Consider the following 21,187-nt stretch of genomic DNA (forward strand, 5'->3'; position numbering starts at 1 on the left):
AATCAGATAACCAAATGCTTATGTCTGCTTGCATGACAATTTAAATTAACAGCGACTGGCAAAGCAGCAATATGGCAGGGGGCTGTTTCAATCTTTACATCTAATGTCGTTGTATTGCCGCCTAACCCCTGAGGTCCAATTCCTAATGCATTAATCGATTGAATTAATTCTTCTTCCAATTGAGCAATTTCTCTCTCCCTATGCCGTTCTCCAACTGGTTTAAATAAAGACTTTTTAGCCAGATACGCACAGCTTTCAAAATTTCCGCCGATGCCAATCCCTACCACTAAAGGCGGGCAAGCATTCGGCCCGGCATGCTTTACCGTATCCAGGATAAAGTTTTTTACTCCCTCCAGCCCATCACTTGGTGTAAGCATTTTAAGTGCACTCATATTTTCTGCTCCGCCGCCTTTCGCAGTCATTTGAATTTCTAATTTGTCTCCTTCTGTTAATTCAATATGAATCACAGCAGGTGTATTGTCTCCCGTATTTTTTCTGCTTAAAGGGTCATCCACAATCGAATACCGCAAGTACCCCTCTTCATACCCTTGTTTAACCCCTTCATTAATTGCCTGATATAAGCTGCCGCCTGCAATATGACAATCCTGTCCAAGCTTTACAATAAATACGGAAACGCCCGTGTCCTGACACATTGGAACACGATTTTCACTGGCAATATTGGCATTTTCAATTAATTGTGTCAGCACACCTTTACCTATATCTGAGGATTCTGTTTGAACTGCTTGCTCAAACGCCTGGATAACATCCTGCCCTAAATCATAATTCGCTTCCTGACAGAGCTCTTTTACACGATCAACAATCTCTTGGTAATGAATTTGTCTCAAGAGCAAGCCACTCCTTTTTATTTTCAATCCGGTTTCGCATCATTTCGCTGTCCTTTTTAATGGATTTATTTCACTTTTGCGAATTCAAATAGATGCTCTATCGATTCAGCATTCTCTAATTGTAATAGGTTAGTGGATAGAACATGCTGCTCGTTCTCTGTTAAATCCGTTGTCAGGGACCGAAATTTCTCTAGAATCTCATCTACAGATAATTTATTCTCCGGATCTCCTTTTGGAAAGTCGATTTCCTTTTGAATCTTTTCTCCAGAGGTTAAATTCACTTCTGCGATAGCTCCCCATTTTTCAGGATAATGATTTTGAATATCCTCATCTACGCTTACCTCAATACGTTGCATCAGAGCACGAATCACTTCATCCCAAAGGGCGTCTTCATTAAACGTATCAACACTTCCCTTGCCTTTCAGCAAACTTACAGCTGTACAGAATTGCATGCTGAATTTAGAAGCATATATCGTATCTGGTTCAGGATTATCTGTAATATCGATGGCTACCTGATATGTTTTGACACGGATACTCTCTACATCCTCCAAACGAATATGCCGTTCTTTAGCCAAATCTATCATTAAATCCATCACATGATGTGTGTGCCTGCAGGAAGCATGGACCTTAAAGGAATTTTCTAAGATTTTAAATTCCTCTCCCAGCCTCTCTGTTACGTTTGAAAGGGTATATACCTCACTCATCGCTTCAAAAAAACCACGTTTGCCTTCTAAAATCTGACTAGCTCCAGTAAAGTTTTTTTCTGCCAAAAGCGCACTAATGACACCATTCATTGCAGCTTTTCCTGGATGCAGCTGCTTTGACATCGCTCCATCCTCTATAAATTCCCATAAACCGGCAGCCTGTGTTCCTGCACTTCCAAGCGCATGAATAATTTGCTTTTTATCTAATCCCAGTAATTTGGCTGCCGCCGCTGCTGCGCCAAATGTCCCGCACGTTGCGGTATTATGCCAATAATAGTAATGAGACGGAGTGACAGCTTCACCGATCCGGTAGCATACTTCATAGCCGATCACGATAGATTCAATAACATCTTTGCCAGAAAGGTTTTTCCATTCCGCTACTGCTAATGCAGACGGGATGACAACTGTAGCTGCATGAATAATAGAGGCTTTATGAATATCGTCCTGCTCCATGATGTGACTTGCCGCTCCGTTCAATAATGCTGCATGCGTTACTGATGTTTCTCCACCTGTTATTAAAGAAGCCTGAGGCGTTCCTCCAAGTTCTTTTACCAATTCATCGATTTTTTGCACGGGATATTGGCTTGCTCCTGCAATCGCAGACGAAAAGTAATCTATGATGCATAGCTTGGTAAATTCAACCACTTCCTTTGGCAAATCCTCATAATCTGTATCAATAATATAGTCTGCAAGTTTTTCGCTTAATCCCACAGGAATAACCTCCTACTTTTTTATTTATCACACTTACTATTCAAAAAAAGGGGTTAATATGACCTCGGCATTCCAAGCACATGCTGTCCAAGGTAAGCGAGAATCAGATTATTGTTCACCGGGGCTACCTGATACATCCGCGTCTCCCTGAATTTACGCTCGACATCATATTCATCAACAAAACCGTTTCCTCCGAATGTATTGATGCAAACATTTGCTGCTTCCCAGCTTGCTTCACTGGACAAGAGCTTTGCCATATTGGCTTCTTCTCCGCAGACTTCGCCGGAATCAAATTTTTCTGCAGCTTCATAACGCAGGAGATCAGCTGCTTTAATAGATGCATAGGCACGTGCAATCGGAAATTGAACACCCTGATTCTGGCCGATTTTTCTGTCAAAGACTTCCCGTTCGTTTGCATAATCTACCGCTTTATCAATGAAAAAGTAACCGTCTCCAATCGTTTCTGCAGCAAGCAGAATTCGTTCTGCATTCATCCCGTCAAGTACGTATTTAAAACCTTTTCCTTCTTCCCCGATAATACAGTCATGCGGAACCTTCATCTCCTTATACCATACCTTATTGGTGGCGTAGTTGAACATGGTACGCACAGGTTCAACGACAAAGGAATCGGGCTGATTTTCTCTGACTTCACGTAAATCGACTAAAAAGAGGCTGATTCCATTTGATTTTTTATCTACCTGCCCGAATGGCGTTGTTCTGGCTAATACGAGTATTAAATCAGATTGTAAAACACGGCTGGTCCAGTTTTTATGGCCCGTAATCACGTAGCCGTCCTCTGTTTTTTCAGCGAAGGTTTTGATTCCGGTCGTATTCGATCCTGCTTCCGGCTCGGTTATGGAAAAAGCCTGTAACCGAAGTTCTCCTTTGGCAATCCCAGGCAAGTATCTTTCCTTCTGATCCGGGCTTCCATGTCTTAATAATGCTCCCATCGTATACATCTGCGCATGACAAGCAGCTGCATGCCCGCCGGCCCGATGGATTTCTTCCAAAATAATGGTTGCTTCAGCAATCCCATATCCTTTTCCGCCATACTCCTGAGGAATCAATACGGATAAATAGCCTTCTTTGGTTAAGGCATCTACAAATTCATGCGGGTATTCATGAGGGACATCTAATTTTCTCCAATAAGCGTTTCCGAAAGATTCGCATAATTCACGTACAGATTCTCTTAATTCTTGTCGTTCTGTTTCATTCAATTGAATCGGCTTATCTGTTTGTTTTGCATCAATCATTCCGAACATCTCCTTTATACTTTTACACACTATCGAAACGCAGCTGTTCTATTTCTCCATACTTACTATTTGTTTTGCAGTTCTTTTTCCAGTACCTGTTCCAATAATTTATTCTCCCTTATCGGGGCAGAATCCTTTTTATAAATCATAAATGTTCGTTTAAATGTAATCACAACTTCTCCCCTTTGGTTATAACCGCTTGTTTTAACATTGACAATGCCAACATTGGGCCGGGATTTCGATTCACGTTTATCCTGCACTTCCGAATAGGAATAAATCGTATCTCCCTCAAACACCGGATTAGGCAGACGAACTTCATCCCAGCCTAAGTTTGCCATGGCATTCTGGGAGAGATCCGTCACAGACTGTCCTGTTACCAAAGCTATGGTAAATGTAGAATCGACTAGCGGTTTTCCAAATTCAGTCTGCTCCGAATAATAATCATCAAAATGAATCGGGTTTGTATTCTGTGTCAATAAGGTCATATAAATATTATCTGTTTTTGTTACCGTTCTTCCTAATGGATGCGAATAAATATCTCCTACTTCAAAATCCTCATAAAATCTGCCTTTCCAGCCTTCCTTTATACTCATTGTTATTCCTCCATTTTATTATATTTTTGATTGTGCCAATCCCAGCTCTTCTAAAATAGCTTCGGTATGCTCGCCAAGGTCTGGTATCGGATTCATCACATAATCTATTCCAGCCATAGTCACCGGCGGTTTTAGTGCAGCAATTTCTCCTTGCGGTGTCTGGACCTGCTTCCAACGCTTACGTGCTGTCAGCTGTGGATGCGCGAAGAAATCCTTCATCGTATTTAACCGTGCATTGGCTATTTTGGCCTCTTCTACCCTTTCAATAATTTGATCGGATGTAAATGCTTCAAACTTTGCTTCAATAATCTGTTTTAATTCGTCTTTGTTTGTTGACCGATCCGTATTTGTAATAAATCTAGCGTCTTCACTTAAAGCGGAATCTTCTAAAACAAACTCGCAAAAGCGCTTCCATTCTCTTTCATTTTGTAATCCGATAAATACAGTTTTGTTATCTCCGCATAGAAATGGTCCATACGGATAAATCGTTGCGTGGCTGGCTCCGGACCGTTGAGGCTCTTTTCCGCCATATGCCGCATAATAAGCAGGATAGCCCATCCACTCGCCAAGTGCTTCAAGCATCGATACCTCCATAACAGTTCCTTTTCCTGTTTTCATCCGATTAAATAAAGCAGTCAGAACGCCCGTATAGGCATACATTCCAGCAGCAATATCCGCGATTGAAATCCCCGCTTTTGACGGTGTTTCTTCACTGCCAGTTATTGAAACAAGTCCCGCCTCACATTGAACCAAGAGGTCATATGCTTTCTTCTGCTCATAAGTACCGCCTTTTCCATATCCTGATATACTGCACACAATCAATTCGGGATGCTTCGCAGTTAACTCTTCCGGTGCAAAGCCCATTCTTTCAATTGCTCCAGGAGCTAAATTTTGAATCAATACATCCGCTTTTTCTATTAAACTGCCAAGTATCTCTTTTCCTTCATCTGATTTCAAATCAAGCTCCATTGACTCTTTTGAACGGTTGCACCAAACAAAATGGCTGGACATTCCATTCACCGTAGAATCATAGCCCCTGGCAAAGTCCCCGACATCCGGTCTTTCTATTTTAATGACTCTCGCTCCTAAATCTGCCAATTGCCTCGTAGCAAATGGAGCGGCGATTGCCTGCTCTAAAGCAACAACGGTGATTCCTTCTAATGGCAACATATCCTTCTCCCCCATTTCAAAAACATTCGTTCATTACATGTCAGCATGTGATAGTACCTTTCTTGCCCGTTCAACCACGGGAGCGTCAATCATCTTTCCATCTATCTCAAGCGCACCTTTTCCATTTTTTAAAGATTCTCCATACAAAGCAATAATTTTTTCTGCTTCTTTCACCTGCTCACGTGTAGGTGAAAAAGCATGATGTACAGGCGCAATTTGTTTTGGATGAATAAGCAGCTTCCCTTGGAATCCAGCACACTTTGCACGTTCCGTTTCCTTTTCTAATCCTGCTTCATCTTTAAAATCGACAAAAACAGAATCAACCGGCGGTTCTTTTCCCGCCGCTTTGGAAGCAATCACCAGCTGTGTTCGGGCATACATTAAATTTTCTCCCATTTCCCCTGCATCGATATGAAGGTCAAGCATAAAATCCTCCGCTCCGAAACAGAGACATAAAATCCGATTACTCGCACAGACGATTTCTTGGACATTCTGAATTCCGGAAGCGGTTTCAATTAATGGTACGATAGCAAGCGAGCCTTGTTCTAAACCATACTTTTCCTCCATTTGTCCAAGCAAATAAGCTGCGATGATAATATCGTGTTGATTATTCACTTTAGGCAGAACGATTCCAGAAAGATTCTCTGCGATAATTCCATCTAAGTCTTCTATAAAATAGGGTGTAGTTAAATCATTCACACGTACAAAATTCACTTGGTGACTTATCTTACAAATTGCTTCTTTCACTTTTTGTCTGGCTATTACTTTTTCATTCACTGGTACAGCATCTTCCAAATCATAAATAATCACATCGGCCTGCAAATCCTTTACTTTATTCAGATTTTTTTCTTGATTCCCCGGAACAAATAGCCAAGATCTGTACATCAGAATCTCTCCTTTCCACGTATGTTTCATGGAAACTAATAAATAAGCATTTTCCAGATTGGATATTGGATACAATTTAATAATAATATATACAATGCTTTCTGTAAATGTATTTTTTGATTTTTTTAAAATTTAAGTCTATGTTAACGACTCCCTATACTCTCTTATTCAAGCATACCTGTAATTTTCAGCAATAAGAAATTCAAGTCTGATTATGTATACGGGACAGAACAGAGTTAAACTTTTTCGTTCATCTATCCTTTAACGCTGCTTCTGTCCCTGCTTTTATCATGATATATGCGATAAACTAAATAGATTTTTTTAATGACAACCTTTTTACCACGGAGAAGAACAAAAACTCCCACTGAATGAAGTTTCGTTTTATGGAAACTTCATTATATCTTAATAATAATTCTGGATGACTCCCCTTTCGCCAGCTTATCAAATCCTTCATTTATCTCTTCCAGCTTAATAATATCAGTAAGCAATTTATCAACCGGCAGCCTCCCTTGATTAAATAAGCGAATATAATTCGGAATATCCCGATCTGGAACACAGCTTCCTACATAGGATCCTTTAATACTTTTTTCTTCTGCAGTTAAACTCACATACGGAAAGGAAAAATGATGGTCCGGATGCGGTAATCCTGTTGTAACTGTCGTTCCGCCGCGTTTTGTTATTCCATAAGCCACCTCCATCGCCGGAACGGCTCCAGCAGTTTCAAATGCAAAATCCAGTCCACCATTCGTTGCTTCACGGATCTGTTCGATGACATCAGGGTCCTTCGAATTAAATGTATCCGTTGCACCCAGCTCCTTCGCTTGTTTTAATTTGGATTCATTGATATCTACAGCAACCACTCTGCTCGCACCTGCAGAGATTGCTCCCAGCAAAGCACTTAATCCAATTCCTCCAAGACCAATAATCGCAACAGTACTCCCTAATTTAATATTAGCCGTATTGACAACAGCACCCACGCCGGTAATCACAGCACAACCAAATAGTGCTAGTTTCTCAAAAGGAATCTCTTTAGGGACTTTAATTAATGAATTTCTTGATACGACGGCATATTCGGCAAAAGCGGATACGCCAACATGATGATGGATGGTTTCTTCCTTTTCGTGCATGCGAATTCCTCCGCCAATCAAGGTTCCTGCTGTATTGGATTCCGCTCCAGGTTCACATAATGCCGGACGGCCTTCCTTACAAGGGATACAGTGGCCACAGCTGGGGACGAAGACACAGACGATATGATCCCCTGCTTCTAAATCTGTTACCCCTTCTCCTGCTTCTACAACAACACCGGACGCTTCATGCCCCAGCGCCATCGGCAATGGTCTTGGTCTGCTGCCGTTAATAACCGATAAATCAGAGTGACAAAGGCTGGCCGCTTTTATTTGAATCAATACTTCTCCTAATTCTGGAGCATCTAATTCGACCGTTTCAATTTTAATTGGTTTGCTTTCTGCATAGGGTGTTTCAGCTCCAGAGGTTCGTAACACTGCTGTTTTCACATTCATGATTATCTACCCCTCATTCTATTTTTGTAAATTAGAACATTATATAGTTGTTCGATGCATCCGCGGGTATTGATAAGCCAATCATAAATACTAAAATCAATAGAGCTTTATACCAACAAATTTTGTATCCAGCATGTCTTCTATCGCATATTTAATTCCTTCTTTTCCAATCCCGCTATCTTTGATGCCTCCGTATGGCATATGGTCATAACGCCTGACGGATACTTCATTAATCCAGACTCCTCCTGTTTCAATGGCATCCGCCATACGCATGGCACGGTTGATATCACGTGTAAATACGCCGGCATGCAGCCCTAAATCTGTATCATTTGCATAGGCAACGACTTCTTCTTCCGTAGAAAAGGGAATGACACTTACAATTGGAGCAAAGACTTCCATGCAAACGACCTTCATATTGGGAGTAGTGCTTCCAATGATTGTCGGCTCTAAAACTGCTCCTTTTCGATGTCCTCCGGTTAATAATGCCGCGCCTTGTGCCACAGCTTCTTCTATCCACGACTGTGCCCGTTCTGCTGCTTCTTCTGTAATCATCGGGCCTAATTCTGTCGACTCTTCACGTGGATCGCCAAGCTTTAGAGCTTCTGCTGCTGCAACTAATTTTTCTGTAAATGCCTGATAGACACTGTCGTGGACATACACCCTCTGTGCAGAAACACATGCCTGGCCGGCAAAGGTATAACCGCCTTGCAGGATGGATTGGACAGCAATATCTAAATCCCCATCCTCAAAAATAATATTGGGAGCATTGGATCCTAATTCAAGTGTTACTTTTTTCTTTTTCGCCATTTCGTGAATTTTCCAGCCGACTGCTCCGCTTCCCGTAAACGTCACTTTTTTTACATCTTTATGGGTTACCAGCGGTTCTACAAGCTGCTGTCCCGGCCCCATCACAATATTCAACGCCCCTTTCGGCAGCCCTGCCTCTTCCAATACGTGATAAAGCATCATCGAAGATAACGGTGTTTTTTCTGCTGGTTTAAGAACGACTGTATTCCCGGCTGCTATGGCAGGTGCAATCTTATGAAGCGCAAGATTTAATGGAAAGTTAAAGGGAGTAATTGCTGCAACTACCCCTAGCGGTACACGCTTTGTGATCCCGATTTGATGTTCTCCGCCGATGGCACTATCCATTGGAATCTGTTCACCATAAATCGACTTTGCCCCTTCTGATGCAAAGCGCAGCACTTGAATCGCCCGAATAACCTCCCCGCGGCTTTCGTTGATTGGTTTCCCAGCCTCCAGCGTCAATATATCAGCAAATGCTCCTTCTTGTTCTTCCAAGCGGTCAGCAGCTTTCCGCAAAATAGCAGAGCGTTCATGTGCCGGCATCTTCTTCATAATTTGAACAAAAGTCTGCTGTGCAGTATCAATGGCGTCATGCACATCCTCTGTGGTTGCACATGCTATTTTTCCAATAACCTCCCCATTATATGGATTGGTTACAGCCAGTTCTTCTCTTTCTCCATTTCTTTCTTCTCCATTAATGATGGACCCGGTAATATTTTCATGGATATCAATCATCGTCGTCCCCTCCTTGCCATGCTTTCATAAACAAGCCTCATGACGTTGCTGCATACAGGTCATAAGGCTGTTTATTCTGATTATCGATTACTCATAAAATCCTTCTGTCGATTTTACAAACTCCCTAAATTGCTTGGCATCATGCCCAAACCAGACCTGAGAATTTGTCCTTTCCGCATATTTTCTAATTTTTTCTACCGCATTTAAATATCCGACTGAATCATAAATAATTCCTGGCGGCTTTACAGGAGGACCAAAGCTTTCCGAGGTATAGACTGCATCGGAAGCTAAAATAATTCCTCCCTCACCCGGTAATTCTACATGCAGGCCAAGCAAGCCCCATGCATGTCCGGGACCAAAGTTCAGAATTTTAACCCCTTTCGCCAGCTCCAGTTCATCTTCATTCGGCATAACCGTTTTCCATTTTAAATCATTGGTAATCCAGGCATTGATATCTGCCCAAATGTAAGCTCCCATGTCTTTGGTCATCGCATACTGCTTCATGGTTTTCGAGAGCTCTGTGTCATGGACGATAATGGTTGCATTTGTAAATAATTCCAAACACCCTGCATGGTCTAAATGTAAATGCGAAGCAACTACATATTTAATATCCTCCGGGCGGGTGTTCAATTGTTCTAACCGGTTGATTAAATAGCAGGATTCATCCTGAAAGGACGGAAACATTTTTTGCACGCCCTCCGGCCAGCGCCCCTCTTCTCCCATACCGTCCGGATTACATCCCGTGTCAAACAGGATTTTACCTTCCGGATGATCAATTAACACTGCATATACTGGAAATTCCACAAACTCGGCTGGCGGACTGGGATTATCCACGCTTGCCGGATTGTGCATGGCAATCATATAATTTTTATCCATTTTCATGGTGCCTGTGTCCAAAACAAATAACTTTGGTTTACTCATAAGTCACCCTCCATGTGTTAAATAGATTTTTATTTCTCACCTGATTCTGTTGACTGTTAAAACCAAAATCCAGACGCATAACCCAGCAGTACATTTATATTTAGCCGCTATCACCACCCATAATAATGGTTCCTCTCGTTACCTCTCTTGCTGCCGATTTATCCAATGCTGTTTTAATATCTTCTAATGTAAACGCGGCATCCAGCAATTCATCAAAAGGATATATATCCTTTGTCTGTGAAAGAAATAGCAGAGCCTTACTTAAATACCAAGGGTTATACCTGACAACAGGGATAATCTGAATCGATTTTCTGGTTAGCAGACCTGGATCAAACTCGACCAGCTTTCCAGGTGTTATATTTCCAATCGTGACATATTTACCTCCTGGTCTGATAAAGTGGATACCTTCTGCAAAGGCGGCAGGAACGCCGGCGACTTCTAAAGCAACATCAGCTCCTATTCCATTGGTTAAATCTAAAATAGCATTCGTTCGGTCTTCCACCGTCTCATAGTCATTTATATTTATTGTATAATCCGCTCCAAATTTCTTTGCCTGCTGTAATCTGCTCTCTACTCCATCTATCACAATCACCGTTGCTCCCCGTTCTTTTGCAACAGCTGCCGCATTTAAACCAAGTCCTCCAGCCCCTTGAATGACAATCGATTGATTAAAGGAAATACCAGACTTATCTAAGCCAAAATAAACCTGCGATAAGGCACAGTTGGCACTTGCAGCTGCGGCATCGGATACATCGTCAGGGACTTTATAAAAATACTGATTCGGATGAATATAATAATGGGACGCGAATGTACCATGGAAATGCGGCATTGCCTCTGGCTGCATATTCCAGAAATCATAGGCATGCTCACATAAATGAAAGTGTCCCTCCCGGCAGGCAGCGCATTTTAGACACGTAATATAATAGGCGGAAACAATACGGTCACCTATTTTTACGGGACTGCCTGCATAATCCGTTTCCACGCCTTCTCCAAGCGCATATACTTCCCCAACCATTTCATGCCCGAGCACGCCCCGTTTCTTCGTCGGATGCAGCCCTTTCCATATATGCAATTCAGAACCACAGATATTGGACCGCCGTACCTTTAATAAAACCGCTCCTTTCTCTACCTTTGGAAGCTTATATTCCTTATAGCTTAACTTTTCCGGCTCTTCCATCACAGCTACTCTTCCGTATTGCTCCTCCGATTCCTGTCCCATTATTCATATCCTCCTTTGTAATAGATGAATTTACTTCATAACTGCTAATAAAACAGGTATTCCATTTTTGAAGCGCTTTCATTTACAAACAACAAAACTTTTTGGATATTGTAACTTTGGATACAATTAAATTCTATGATATATTATTTGATTTGTAAACTATCTTTTGAATTTTTTGTTTTTATTTTACTCTATGGCAAACGATTCTCTTTGAATACAAAAAAAGTGAAGTTTATCCTCTCTGATATTCTCCACTCTTTGAATCTATTAATGGCTCTGATTTCATGCTTTTATAAATGTTGTTATTTTATTTCTCCAATATAGCAAGCAGCTCTTCCCCAGTCCGTTGAATGTGCTTTGCAAGTGCGTCCGAAGCCTTTTCAGCATCTCCGTTTTCAATTGCTTCTAAAATCGTCGCATGTTCTTTATTTGATTTTTGAATTTGACCGGGAATGATTTGCGGCGTATCCAATGCAAAGCCCATGGAAATGGTATCAATAAAGCTTACTAAGCGGGAGCTGTCACAACGGCTGATCAACACTTTATGAAATTTCGCATTATTTTCGACATAGGCTTCATTGGATGCAGTATTCAGCATCGATTGATGAAATTCCGATAAGGTTTTGAGATCTGCTTGGGTAAAATGCTCCATACTTTTCTTTAATGCCAACGCTTCTAGAACGGAGCGTAATTCATATATCTCTTGAATATCCGCTTTCTTTATCTCCCGGACGACCGCTCCCTTATGCGGCTCCATGGTAATAAGTCCCTCCAGCTCTAATGTTCGAAGCGCCTCTCTAATTGGCATACGACTTACCCCAATAAGTGAAGCAAGCTCGGTTTGCACCAAACGTTCTCCCGGTTTAAAGTCTCCTTTAAGGATTGCTTGCCGTAACACACTGCATACACGATTATGCAGCATTTCTCTATCACCGATTTCTAAATTTATATGATCAGGCATAAGCTTATCTCCTATTCTCCATTTTGAATATTGTATCCACATATTATAGCAAATGAAGAATCTAAATAAAAGATTTTACTTTTTTAAAAATTTACTAAACTAAAATTAAATAAAAGAAATGAAACAACGATTAAGTTTTCCACTGTGAAATCTTCGTTCTCGTACATATCAGAAAATCTTAACAGAGCATCTTAATCTCCAATAATACTCAACGAAAAGTTCCCACACTTTCCCAAATACCAAGGAAATTTATGTTATGATTAGTAGATTATTATAGTTACAGAAAGAGAGGCGGAGATATGGGCGAAATACCAACTAATTCTAAAAGTATTTTTGTTTTGATCACATTTCTTTTCATAACAATCGGTTTTACATGGCTGTATATCCATTTCAGCAGCACTATTAAAGATGAACCAGTGGAAGAAACGATTGAATTAAAATACAGCAAAAAAGGATTGTATTTATACCCGCGTTATGAAATCCTTGTCTCCAATTCAGATCGGCCAAGCACCGTATCTAAAGAGCAATTTGAATCGATTGAAGCAGGAGATACGATTTCTGGATACATGAAAAACAAAGATACCTTTGTAACAGAAAAAGACATTCAGTTTGAAAAACTATTAGGGATTCCGATTCTTATTGCTTTATATCTAGTTGTGTTCATCTTTGGTGCTGGCTTACTGAAAAATACAACATTTATTAAAAATAAGCTGGCCTATAAAAACATCGTGCAAAAAATATTTATGACAAGCCTTTTAACGCTTTTAGGGCTCTATCTTCTGACAGGGTTAATTCTCATTGCACTAATAACAACAAATATTTTTCATAAAATAAATCCATGGAATCAAACAGAAGTAACAGCGACTGTTTTAGGCGGAGACTATAATGAAACACGATCACAAAGAGGTGCTTCTTACACAACATATGAGCTATTCCTTCATTTTCAAGATCAAGAAGGGAACGATTACATAACCAAAAAAGCAGTCACCGGTACGACATATAATAAATATGATTTGGGCGAAAGCATTCCACTGATTTATCGTAATAATAACGCAGATGATACCTTTATCGCTACGAAAAGTGCCAACGAAATCTGGCCTGCCTTTTTGAATTTATATACTTTTTTTATCGGCTTTTATTTATTTTCCGTATTTGCCATGATTAGAGGATGGCGTAAAAAGAAAAAACGGCAGCAAAAGAAGGATACTGCGCTTCATAATACGATTTGAGACTTGCATGGAATAACTTGACAAGGCTGGTTAGCCAGCTTTATCAAGTCATTCTGCAAATACTTCTCCCTTTGATTTTTTTATTGTATAATAAAGCGTAATCCTATCTATACTCAACTGCCAGGACAGTAGTTTTAATCAATTTACGCTTATATCAATAAATTCGTATTTATTTGTGAATCACGTCACAAATAAATGGAAGGGGAGAAGATAAGTGCAACGACAAATGAAAATGGGGACGATGATTCATGGTGTAGGAGAAAAAATGTCTGATTGGAGACATCCTGAGCTACCGTCAGATGCAAGTGTCAGCCTTAAATTTTATATAGAACAGGCGCAAAAGGCTGAAGAAGGTAAATTTGATTTTGTTTTTATTGCGGATGCGTTACACATTAATGAGCATTCTAATCCACATTATTTGAATCGTTTCGAGCCGCTTACGATTTTATCTGCGCTGGCAGCTGTTACCTCACATATTGGATTGGTTGGCACATTATCAACAACCTATAGCGAGCCTTTTTCAGCAGCACGCCAGTTTGCCTCTCTGGATATGATCAGCGGTGGCAGAGCGGGCTGGAATGTGGTCACATCAGGCCTTGAAAAAACAGCCTTGAATTTTAGCCAAGAGGTAAAAGATCATCCTGATCATGCGGCGCGTTATAGAAAGGCATCAGAATATATCGATGTGATGCAAGGGTTATGGAAAAGCTGGGAAGATGACGCATTTATAAGGGATAAAGAAACAGGAATATTTATGTATAAGGAAAAAATGCATGAATTAAACCATGCTGGAGAGTTTTTCTCGGTTAAAGGGCCGTTGAATATCGGCCGCTCTAGACAAGGTGAACCAGTGATTTTTCAGGCAGGCTCTTCTGCTGATGGGAAGGATTTAGCAGCGAAAAAAGCGGATACCGTATTTGCAATCATCCCATCTATAACAAAAGCTCAAAACTATTACCATGATTTGAAACAGCGCGTCGAACAATATGGAAGAAATCCAGAAGATGTGTTTGTCATGCAAGGAATCTCACCTATTATTGGCAAAACAGATAAGGAAGCTGAGGCAAAATATCAAGAACTCGCTCGTTTAGTAGAGATAGACCAGGCACTGGCATTTCTAAGCAGACTGTTTGAATTTCATGATTTTTCAACATATCCGCTAGACGAACTCTTCCCTGATGTCGGAGATCTAGGGAAGAACAGTTTTAGAAGTGATACAGACCGAATCAAGCGGGAGGCAATCGAGGAAAGCCTTACGCTGCGTGAAGTAGCTTTACGTGAAGCAACACCTCGGCCGCTTTTTATGGGAACGCCTGAAAAAGTAGCGGACCTGATGGAAGAATGGTTTGAATCACGTGCGACTGATGGATTTATCATTATTGCTAATTTGCCAAGTTATCTGGGAGACTTTATTGATGCGGTTGTGCCTATTCTGCAGGAACGGGGCCTTTTTCGAAAGAACTATGAAGCAAATACATTGCGTGAAAATCTTGGACTACGTATTCCAAGACACTGTTCTATGACAGATATTTCCATATAAGGGTAGATTTATATTCGATGCTTCATTTGTAACACTGCTTTTTTACGCGTTTAATAAATGAAGAAGCAAAACAGATTTATAAATAAATTGGAATAAAGAGGAAGATATAGGCAGATACACTGTGCTTGTCTTCCCCTTTATATACTTCACGCTCATAGAGGGCAATTTAAAGAAAATGACTGTGGATAGAATTCAGCATGCTCACTGTTTATTATTAAAATAAAAAGTGCCAAAACCCTATTATCAAGGATTTTGACACTTCATGAAACTAGTCGATAAAACTAAAATGGAGACGGAGGGAGTCGAACCCTCGTCCAGAGATATCGCCACTCAAGTATCTACACGCTTAGTTGGTATATTATCATTCGCTCACATGTCGGCCTGCCAACAGGCTTCCATGGAGCTAGTCTGATTCAGTTCTTCTGCCCATCCTCAGACGGTGGATAGCAGTATAGCCCGCTTCATTTGAGACCCTTCAATCTGCCACACGGGCGATGGCAGGAAGGATCGTTTTAGGCTACTTACGCAGCTGCTAAAACAGGTTGATTGTTTTCTTTGCCAGTTATATTTAGGCGTAACGTTTTACGAGCCGTAACCTCGACGTGCAACTTGAGCTCAATCTATCCCTGTCGAATCCGTAACGTCCCCGTATCATAAAAAACACAGGGAATAATTAAGCAAACTTAAATTATTCAACTGTACCCTGCTATCCTGATAGCAGCTGTTTTCTTCACAGCATACCACGAATAGGGTACCTTTCATTATAACAAACCATACCTAATTGTCAAGTATGCTCCGGATTACCGCATATGATCTTTAATGGCCCTGTCCACATCCCGTTTCATTTGTTTACGTTTCAGGTCTTCACGCTTGTCGTATTTCTTTTTCCCTCTTCCAAGACCAATTAATACTTTTGCATAGCCATTTTTAATATAAATCTTTAATGGAACTAATGCATAGCCCTGCTGCTGGGTTAAGCCGATTAATTTATCAATTTCCTTCCGATGAAGCAGCAGCTTTCTTGAACGGGTCGGGTCGTGATTATACCGGTTCCCCTGCTCATATTCGGCAATATGCAGGTTCACTAATTGCACTTCCCCTTTTCTGTCGATTCGCGCATGGGCGTCCTTAATATTTACTCTGCCATTCCGAATAGACTTGATTTCTGTCCCCTGCAGGACAATGCCTGCCTCGTAGGTTTCTTCAATAAAATAATCGTGGGAAGCTTTTTTATTTTGTGCAATGGTTTTTCCATTTCCTTTTGGCATTTGAAATCATCCTCTTCCATCGAACTTTGAAAAGTTCTTATTCACTCAAAAAGAAATTCATTTCTCCATGAATGAATCCTCATTATAGTTTACCAAAAAATACGCCTTATCTCAAAGCTTTCACATAATTAAAACGTTTCTATCGCTGTGCGAAAAAAACGATAAAATCTCCTGAAAGAGATTCTATCGTTTCGGTTTATTCTTTTTCTTGTTTTTGGGTTTTGCTTTGCCTTTGCCTTTTGGCTTGCTTTTGGATTTTTCGTTGTTCTTTCCAGGAGATTGGATAACTCTTCCTGCGGGCTTCTGCTTTCTTTCCTTCCGGCGCGGAGAACCTAAGGATGTCAATTCGAAGTCGACCGTGTATTCTTCTAAGTTTACATCAGCCACTTTAATATCGACCTCATCGCCGACGCGGAATACTTTGGCCGTCCGCTCGCCGATCATCGCCTGACTGCGTTCATCATAATGATAATAATCATCTGTCAAATAGCTGACATGAACCAGTCCTTCTACCGTATTTTCCAGTTCCACAAACATGCCAAAATTCGTTACCGAGCTGATAATACCAGTAAATTCTTCGCCGATTTTATCTTTCATAAATTCTGCTTTCTTCATATTATCGGTATCACGCTCTGCATCGACTGCCCGGCGTTCCATTTCAGAAGTATGACGGGCGATTTCCGGCATTCTGTCCTTCCAGTGCATCATCGTTTTCTTATCGATTTTCTTCTCAATCAAATAAGTGCGGATTAACCGGTGCACAATCAAATCTGGGTAACGACGGATTGGCGACGTGAAATGGGTATAAAAATCCGTTGCCAGGCCAAAGTGACCCACACTTTGCGGAGAATATTTTGCCTGCTGCATCGAACGCAGCATTAATTTAGATACAATCATTTCCTCAGGGTCATCTTTAATTGATTCTAATACCTTTTGCAGCTGCTGCGGATGAACCTCGTTAGCCGTTCCTTTGACAGAAATGCCCAGACCAGCTAAGAATTCATAGAATTTCTCCAGCTTCCCTTCATCCGGCTCCTCATGGATACGGTGGATAAATGGGACATCCATCCAATGGAAATGCTCTGCAATTGTTTCATTCGCTGCCAGCATAAATTCTTCAATTAATTTTTCTCCGACAGAGCGCTCACGAATAAACACATCGGTTGGATGGCCTTTTTCATCGACAAGCACCTTTGCTTCTTTAAAATCAAAGTCAATGGCGCCGCGTCCAAAGCGTTTCCCGCGTAAAATAGCTGCCAGCTCTTCCATATTCTCAAACATTGGAACAAGCGGCTCATATTTTTGGCGCAGCTCTTCGTCCTTGTCGACTAAAATCTTGTTCACATCCGAATAAGTCATTCGTTCATTTGAATTAATCACACTTTGGAAAATTTCATGGTTAACGACTTGTCCGCTCGTATTGATTTCCATCTGACAGCCAAGTGTCAGTCTGTCCACCTGGGGATTAAGCGAGCATATCCCATTTGATAAGCGGTGAGGAATCATCGGAATCACACGGTCAACTAAATAAACACTTGTTCCCCGCTCAAAGGCTTCCTTATCCAGTGGCGTACCTTCTTCCACATAATGACTGACATCAGCAATATAGACTCCAAGCTGGTAATTTCCATTCTCAAGACGTTTGACGCTTACCGCATCATCTAAGTCCTTGGCATCTGCGCCGTCAATCGTAACGACGACCTCATCACGCAGATCCTTTCTCCCTTGGATATCATCTGGGTCAATTTCTTCAGGAACTTTATTTGCCTGTTCGATAACTTCTTCTGGAAAATCAATCGGGATTCCATGCTTATAAATAATGGAGAGAATATCAATTCCCGGATCATTTTTATGACCAAGAATCTGGATAATTTCTCCTTCTGCACTTTTTCTTCCCTCCGGATATTTGGTAATGCGGGCGAGTACTTTATGACCGTCAATCGCTCCATGGGTATGTCCTTTAGAAATAAAAATATCATTTGGAATCCGCTTGTCATCCGCGATAACAAATCCAAAGGAACGATTATCTTCAAATGTACCGACTACGGTGACGACTGCACGTTCCAGAATACGAATAACCTTTCCTTCTGGGCGCGTGTCCTCCGTATCCTTTTTTTCCAGGCGGACGAGCACTTTATCCTTATTCATGGCAGAGCCCATATCATTTGCATGGATATACACATCTGTTTGGTCTTCATCTTCCGGAATCAGAAAAGCAAAGCCCTTGGCATGCATTTGGAGAGTTCCTTTGACCAAATTCATTTTATCCGGCAGTCCAAATCGATTTTTTCTGGTACGGACAAGGTCTCCCTCTAATTCCAGTTCATTTAAAGCGACAACCAGCTCCTTAAACGCCTCTGCGTTTTCTAAAGCCAGCGCCTCTTCTAATTCTTGGACAGACAAGGGTTTCGTGCTGTTCTCTTTAATATAATCTAAAATGCGTTCTTTCATAACGTTCACCTTCTTTCTGTTTATCTTTCCATCTTTCTACTTTATACTTCCCAATCCAGGCTCTCTAAAAACGCATAAATATCTTCGTGAAGCTGATCTTTTTCTTTATCCATTGTAATCACGTGGCCTGAATTAGCATACCATTTGATTTCTTTTTGTGTGGATTCGACATTGTCATAAATATAATTCGCACTGTCTGTATTAATCATTTGATCTTTTTCAGCCTGTACGACTAAGGTAGGTGTGTAAATCATATCAATATTTGATTTTACTTCCTTCACTGTGTCCCTGACACCGATAAAGAGGTTCTTGGAATTATCCATAATCGTATCAACTTCTTCTTTTATAACCGCTTCGTCCTTTTGTTCCAGCTGTTTAAACTCTTTAGAGAATTCCCGGAATCCTTTGGTCAGTTCTTCCTCATTATCAAAAAACATTGGAGCACACATGGATACCATACCTTTAATTTTCTCCGAATAGGCAAGTTTTAAACCTAATACGCCTCCAAGAGACAGACCGGCAACTGCAATTTCCTGATATCCAAGTTCCTTCAGATGGTTAAAAGCAGCTTTCACATCTGCCCACCATTGATCCGGATTACTTTTGATCAATTCCTCCGGCGGCAGTCCATGTCCGCGATAAATCGGCGCATGGCTTGTGTAGCCTTTCTTTTCTAGAAAACGCCCAAGCATGCGGACATCTGCAGAGTGTCCGGTAAATCCATGCAGTAATAATACAGCACGTTCTCCTGCTTCAAATGTAAACGGCTGTGGTAACTTTATTTTCACAATCATCCATTCCTTTCATCTTCTTGAAAAATAAAACTGTCCGTTAAATTGTGGGAAATCATTTTTCCCAATTCATTTCTAGTATACCCTGTATTATGAAAAGCGAAAATAAAAAAACCTTACCACACTACTGTGATAAGGAATATCATTTATTGTAATACGTACGCTGCCAAGAAAGCTAATAAAAAGAACAGCACCGCTGTAACAATTGTCATACGATGAAGCACCAAATCAATTCCGCGTGCTTTCTGTTTTCCAAATAACTGCTCTGCACCGCCGGAAATCGCTCCTGAAAGACCAGCGCTTTTTCCAGACTGCAATAAGACAAGTGCAATCATCACGATAACGTCAATTACTAATATCACATTAACCACAGTTAACAACATGTTTTCATACTCCTCCTATGTTCCGACAATCCCTATCTTATACTTTATCATACTTTGAATTTGTTGTGCAAGATTGATTTGTGAAATACTTCTTTACTATACACCCCTCGTGATTCATCCCTTATTTGAATTTGTCCAACAACCCGTCTTCAACGTATAATGAATGTAGCAGTCCCGCGTAAATAAAAAAGCATCGTGATTAATGATACCAAGGGGGAAGAAAACATGGAGATGAAAACAGATTGGCTGACAGTGTCTGACGGAACCCGCATCTATATCAAACAATGGCTTCCGGAAAGAAGACCTGTTGGCATCCTGCAGATTGCCCACGGCATGGTGGAACATATTGAACGCTATCATGATTTCGCTTCCTGCTGCACTTCTTTAGGTTACATCGTGATCGGCAATGACCATCGCGGACATGGGAAAACAGGTGATTTAGGAATACAAGGCTACTTTACAGAGAAAAATGGTTTTCAGCGCGTCGTGACAGATTTGTATGAAATCATGCAATATGGAAAAAAAGCTTTTCCTCATCTTCCCTATTACTTCTTGGGGCATAGCATGGGTTCTTTTTTAATGCGGAATTTCATTCAGCATTATAGTAATGAAATGGATGGATTAATATTAACCGGTACAGGACATTATTCCAGACTTCTTGCCACCGCAGGAAAAACAGCAGCATCCCTCCTGCCGTCAAGGAAACCTTCTCCTCTCATGAATCAGCTCGTTTTAGGGAACAGTATGAAACAGGATAAGCATTACAAACACGAATGGCTTACAAGAGAAAAAGCATATGCAGACGCTTATGAAGCAGACTCCTATACCGGCTTTATTCCGACAGCCCGTTTCTTCTATGATTTATTGGAAGGTATCTATCAGACCAGAAAGCAAAGTCTCAATCAAAACATACGTAAAAATCTTCCGCTTCTCCTTATCAGCGGTGACGAGGATCCTATTGGTCAATATGGAAAGGGAGTATGGAAAACAGCTTCTCTCTTTCAAAAAAATGGCCTGGAGAATATTGTCGTTCAGGTTTACGAGGGTGGAAAGCATGAATTATTAAATGATACCTGCCGGGAGGAAGTATATGCGTTTATCGGAGATTGGCTGAAGAATGCTGGTAAAAAATAACGGATTATATTGATTTTAACAATTGAAGAAAACCCTTTAAACTTGCACGTCAGCCCACGCTAATTTA

The 21,187-nt window shown here is 40.9% G+C and carries 18 protein-coding genes and 1 other RNA gene; 3 read left to right on the forward strand and 16 right to left on the reverse strand.

The features are described from left to right. Nucleotides 1-2: 2 nt before the first annotated feature. The 11 genes from ACW0TQ_RS13975 to ACW0TQ_RS14025 form a co-directional block, all read right to left on the reverse strand. Nucleotides 3-845, reverse strand: a complete 843-nt coding sequence (locus tag ACW0TQ_RS13975; protein ID WP_084612860.1) for a fumarate hydratase — start codon at nt 843-845, stop codon at nt 3-5. Nucleotides 846-910: 65 nt separating this feature from the next. Further along, nucleotides 911-2,260 (reverse strand): MmgE/PrpD family protein, encoded by a 1,350-nt coding sequence (locus ACW0TQ_RS13980; protein WP_455725786.1) that lies wholly within the window; start codon nt 2,258-2,260, stop codon nt 911-913. Between the two features lie 53 nt (nt 2,261-2,313). Then, nucleotides 2,314-3,513, reverse strand: coding sequence for an acyl-CoA dehydrogenase family protein (locus tag ACW0TQ_RS13985; RefSeq protein ID WP_368901349.1), 1,200 nt, complete (start codon nt 3,511-3,513; stop codon nt 2,314-2,316). Between the two features lie 65 nt (nt 3,514-3,578). Next, entirely contained in the window at nt 3,579-4,106 is a 528-nt protein-coding gene (locus ACW0TQ_RS13990) for a MaoC family dehydratase (RefSeq protein WP_193063515.1), read from the reverse strand. 18 nt (nt 4,107-4,124) lie between these two features. Then, the gene (locus tag ACW0TQ_RS13995) at nt 4,125-5,276 is read right to left on the reverse strand and encodes a CaiB/BaiF CoA transferase family protein (RefSeq protein WP_339179156.1); all 1,152 of its coding nucleotides are present in this window, start codon (nt 5,274-5,276) and stop codon (nt 4,125-4,127) included. 33 nt (nt 5,277-5,309) lie between these two features. After that, on the reverse strand, nt 5,310-6,161 hold the full coding sequence (locus ACW0TQ_RS14000) for an HpcH/HpaI aldolase/citrate lyase family protein (protein ID WP_052484925.1): 852 nt from the start codon (nt 6,159-6,161) through the stop codon (nt 5,310-5,312). A gap of 395 nt (nt 6,162-6,556) precedes the next feature. Then, nucleotides 6,557-7,681, reverse strand: coding sequence for a zinc-dependent alcohol dehydrogenase family protein (locus ACW0TQ_RS14005; RefSeq protein WP_042530449.1), 1,125 nt, complete (start codon nt 7,679-7,681; stop codon nt 6,557-6,559). Nucleotides 7,682-7,777: 96 nt separating this feature from the next. Next, nucleotides 7,778-9,223, reverse strand: coding sequence for an aldehyde dehydrogenase family protein (locus tag ACW0TQ_RS14010; RefSeq protein WP_332094377.1), 1,446 nt, complete (start codon nt 9,221-9,223; stop codon nt 7,778-7,780). Nucleotides 9,224-9,310: 87 nt separating this feature from the next. Further along, a complete protein-coding gene (gene ahlS / locus ACW0TQ_RS14015) occupies nt 9,311-10,144 on the reverse strand; it encodes an AhlS family quorum-quenching N-acyl homoserine lactonase (protein WP_193063509.1) in 834 nt (277 codons plus the stop codon). A 100-nt stretch (nt 10,145-10,244) separates the two neighbouring features. Further along, nucleotides 10,245-11,363: a zinc-binding dehydrogenase gene (locus ACW0TQ_RS14020; protein ID WP_339179163.1), complete on the reverse strand. Its 1,119-nt coding sequence runs from the start codon at nt 11,361-11,363 to the stop codon at nt 10,245-10,247. Nucleotides 11,364-11,670: 307 nt separating this feature from the next. Further along, complete coding sequence (locus ACW0TQ_RS14025) at nt 11,671-12,324, reverse strand: GntR family transcriptional regulator (RefSeq protein WP_042530443.1); 654 nt, start codon at nt 12,322-12,324, stop codon at nt 11,671-11,673. A gap of 299 nt (nt 12,325-12,623) precedes the next feature. On the opposite strand from ACW0TQ_RS14025, the gene ACW0TQ_RS14030 reads away from it, so the two are divergent. Together ACW0TQ_RS14030 and ACW0TQ_RS14035 are read left to right on the forward strand one after the other, a co-directional pair. Further along, entirely contained in the window at nt 12,624-13,553 is a 930-nt protein-coding gene (locus tag ACW0TQ_RS14030; protein ID WP_455725787.1) for a hypothetical protein, read from the forward strand. Between the two features lie 226 nt (nt 13,554-13,779). Continuing rightward, on the forward strand, nt 13,780-15,093 hold the full coding sequence (locus ACW0TQ_RS14035) for an LLM class flavin-dependent oxidoreductase (RefSeq protein WP_455725800.1): 1,314 nt from the start codon (nt 13,780-13,782) through the stop codon (nt 15,091-15,093). Between the two features lie 284 nt (nt 15,094-15,377). Here ACW0TQ_RS14035 and ssrA read toward each other — a convergent pair. From ssrA to secG, 5 genes are all read right to left on the reverse strand, one after another. Further along, nucleotides 15,378-15,741, reverse strand: a transfer-messenger RNA (tmRNA) gene (gene ssrA / locus ACW0TQ_RS14040). A gap of 152 nt (nt 15,742-15,893) precedes the next feature. Beyond that, nucleotides 15,894-16,361, reverse strand: a complete 468-nt coding sequence (gene smpB / locus ACW0TQ_RS14045) for an SsrA-binding protein SmpB (RefSeq protein ID WP_040978930.1) — start codon at nt 16,359-16,361, stop codon at nt 15,894-15,896. A 183-nt stretch (nt 16,362-16,544) separates the two neighbouring features. Then, complete coding sequence (gene rnr, locus ACW0TQ_RS14050; RefSeq protein WP_455725788.1) at nt 16,545-18,812, reverse strand: ribonuclease R; 2,268 nt, start codon at nt 18,810-18,812, stop codon at nt 16,545-16,547. 41 nt (nt 18,813-18,853) lie between these two features. Continuing rightward, nucleotides 18,854-19,600, reverse strand: coding sequence for an alpha/beta hydrolase (locus ACW0TQ_RS14055; protein ID WP_193063393.1), 747 nt, complete (start codon nt 19,598-19,600; stop codon nt 18,854-18,856). A 149-nt stretch (nt 19,601-19,749) separates the two neighbouring features. Beyond that, nucleotides 19,750-19,986, reverse strand: coding sequence for a preprotein translocase subunit SecG (secG, locus tag ACW0TQ_RS14060; protein WP_374705727.1), 237 nt, complete (start codon nt 19,984-19,986; stop codon nt 19,750-19,752). 225 nt (nt 19,987-20,211) lie between these two features. On the opposite strand from secG, the gene ACW0TQ_RS14065 reads away from it, so the two are divergent. Next, a complete protein-coding gene (locus ACW0TQ_RS14065; protein WP_341173215.1) occupies nt 20,212-21,120 on the forward strand; it encodes an alpha/beta fold hydrolase in 909 nt (302 codons plus the stop codon). Nucleotides 21,121-21,187 lie beyond the last annotated feature (67 nt).

It is taken from the genome of Oceanobacillus sp. M60 (assembly GCF_053839645.1).

Coding starts and splice junctions, on each gene's coding strand:
- ACW0TQ_RS13985 (WP_368901349.1), bottom strand. CDS start 3,513: ATGATTGATGCAAAACAAACAGATAAGCCGATTCAATTGAATGAAACA.
- ACW0TQ_RS13990 (WP_193063515.1), bottom strand. CDS start 4,106: ATGAGTATAAAGGAAGGCTGGAAAGGCAGATTTTATGAGGATTTTGAA.
- ACW0TQ_RS13995 (WP_339179156.1), bottom strand. CDS start 5,276: ATGTTGCCATTAGAAGGAATCACCGTTGTTGCTTTAGAGCAGGCAATC.
- ACW0TQ_RS14000 (WP_052484925.1), bottom strand. CDS start 6,161: ATGTACAGATCTTGGCTATTTGTTCCGGGGAATCAAGAAAAAAATCTG.
- ACW0TQ_RS14005 (WP_042530449.1), bottom strand. CDS start 7,681: ATGAATGTGAAAACAGCAGTGTTACGAACCTCTGGAGCTGAAACACCC.
- ACW0TQ_RS14010 (WP_332094377.1), bottom strand. CDS start 9,223: ATGATTGATATCCATGAAAATATTACCGGGTCCATCATTAATGGAGAA.
- ahlS (WP_193063509.1), bottom strand. CDS start 10,144: ATGAGTAAACCAAAGTTATTTGTTTTGGACACAGGCACCATGAAAATG.
- ACW0TQ_RS14020 (WP_339179163.1), bottom strand. CDS start 11,363: ATGGGACAGGAATCGGAGGAGCAATACGGAAGAGTAGCTGTGATGGAA.
- ACW0TQ_RS14025 (WP_042530443.1), bottom strand. CDS start 12,324: ATGCCTGATCATATAAATTTAGAAATCGGTGATAGAGAAATGCTGCAT.
- ACW0TQ_RS14030 (WP_455725787.1), top strand. CDS start 12,624: ATGGGCGAAATACCAACTAATTCTAAAAGTATTTTTGTTTTGATCACA.
- ACW0TQ_RS14035 (WP_455725800.1), top strand. CDS start 13,780: ATGAAAATGGGGACGATGATTCATGGTGTAGGAGAAAAAATGTCTGAT.
- smpB (WP_040978930.1), bottom strand. CDS start 16,361: ATGCCAAAAGGAAATGGAAAAACCATTGCACAAAATAAAAAAGCTTCC.
- rnr (WP_455725788.1), bottom strand. CDS start 18,812: ATGAAAGAACGCATTTTAGATTATATTAAAGAGAACAGCACGAAACCC.
- secG (WP_374705727.1), bottom strand. CDS start 19,986: ATGTTGTTAACTGTGGTTAATGTGATATTAGTAATTGACGTTATCGTG.
- ACW0TQ_RS14065 (WP_341173215.1), top strand. CDS start 20,212: ATGGAGATGAAAACAGATTGGCTGACAGTGTCTGACGGAACCCGCATC.